Raw genomic sequence first — 1405 nt, 5'->3', positions numbered from 1 at the left:
TTGGCGACGCGCAGACTATGGCCAGGCGCAGCCCAGGATTTCGGCGTCGCTTCTCAGTTGAGGTGGGTGCGCACAACATGCATGTGCTCGCATCGGGCTCAAAGTTTGAGGCGCTCTCGGCCGAGGGTTCGACCCTCGACGGCTTAAACATCCACTTCGGTTGCGTAGACGAGTTGCATGCGCATAAGACCCGCACCGTGTACGACGTGGTCGAGACCGGGACTGGCAAGCGTGACAACTCGCTGCTCTGGGTAATCACCACGGCAGGCAGCAACCGCGCTGGCATTTGCTACGAGGTCCGAACCTTCGTAACAAAATTGCTGGACGGCGTGTTCGAGGATGACTCCCAGTTCGGGATCATTTATGGCTTGGACGACGGCGATGACTGGACCGCCGAGAGTGCGCTGATCAAGGCAAACCCTAACTGGGGCATTTCGGTAAAGCCGGAAGTGCTGCTGCCATTACAGGCCAAGGCAATGCAGCTGCCCAGTGCGGTCAATAACTTCAAGACCAAGCACTTGAACGAGTGGGTCAATGCAGACACCGCCTGGATGGACATGCGGGCTTGGGATGCTTGCGCCGACTCAACACTCGACATCGAGGCCTTCATCGGCCAGCCCTGCTGGATCGGACTGGATCTGGCCAGCAAGACAGACATCGCCGCATTGGTACTGGTCTTTCCGCACCCGGAGATCGCAGACGCTTACGCCGTCTTTGGCAAGTACTACCTGCCTGAGGACACGGTCAGCGCCGCAGGAAACAGTCAGTACGAAGGCTGGATGCGCACCGGTCGACTGACCGTGACGCCAGGCAATGTGATCGATTTCGGCTGGATCGAGGCAGACCTCCTGGAGATGGCCTCACGATTTGAGGTGCAGGCGGTGGCCTTCGATCCCTTTCAGGCGACCCAACTGTCAACCCGGATGCTGTCCGAGGGGCTGCCAATGATCGAAGTGCGTCCGACGGTGCTGAATTTCAGCGAGCCGATGAAGACGCTCGAAGCCCTGGTGCTGCAGAAGAAGCTCGCCCATGACAGCGACCCGGTGCTCACCTGGATGGCCAGCAACGTGGTGGCGCACCTGGACGTCAAAGACAACATTTACCCACGCAAGGAGCGAGCAGAGAACAAGATCGACGGCATCGTGGCACTGATCATGGCGCTCTCTCGGGCTATCAAGCCCGGGGAGAACGTGGTGCTGGGATCCGACTACGAATTGATGCTGCTCTGATCTGATGGGACTACTGAGCTTCTTTGACCGATTTCGGGCGTCCAGCGATGACCGCTCAAGCTGGGGTGACTTCTGGTTTGAGCCAGTTTCGGCCAGGACCTCCAGTGGTTTTCGTGTCACTCCTGATGCGTCCCTTCGTCTTTCAGCGGTTTATGCCTGCGTGCGCATCCTGTCCG

Annotated in this window: 1 protein-coding gene; it reads left to right on the top strand. The window is 58.9% G+C overall.

Annotated elements, in window-relative coordinates:
* Nucleotides 1-1229 (top strand): terminase large subunit (locus ACOVRJ_RS18725; protein WP_422045341.1); only part of this gene is annotated, 1229 nt, incomplete at its 5' end.
* Nucleotides 1230-1405: the final 176 nt, after the last annotated feature.

Origin of the sequence: Roseateles sp., assembly GCF_049240545.1 — a bacterium.
GTDB lineage: Bacteria > Pseudomonadota > Gammaproteobacteria > Burkholderiales > Burkholderiaceae_C > Paucibacter_A.
Note: the sequence above shows the minus strand (reverse complement) of the source record. Positions and strands in the feature narration are given on the sequence as shown.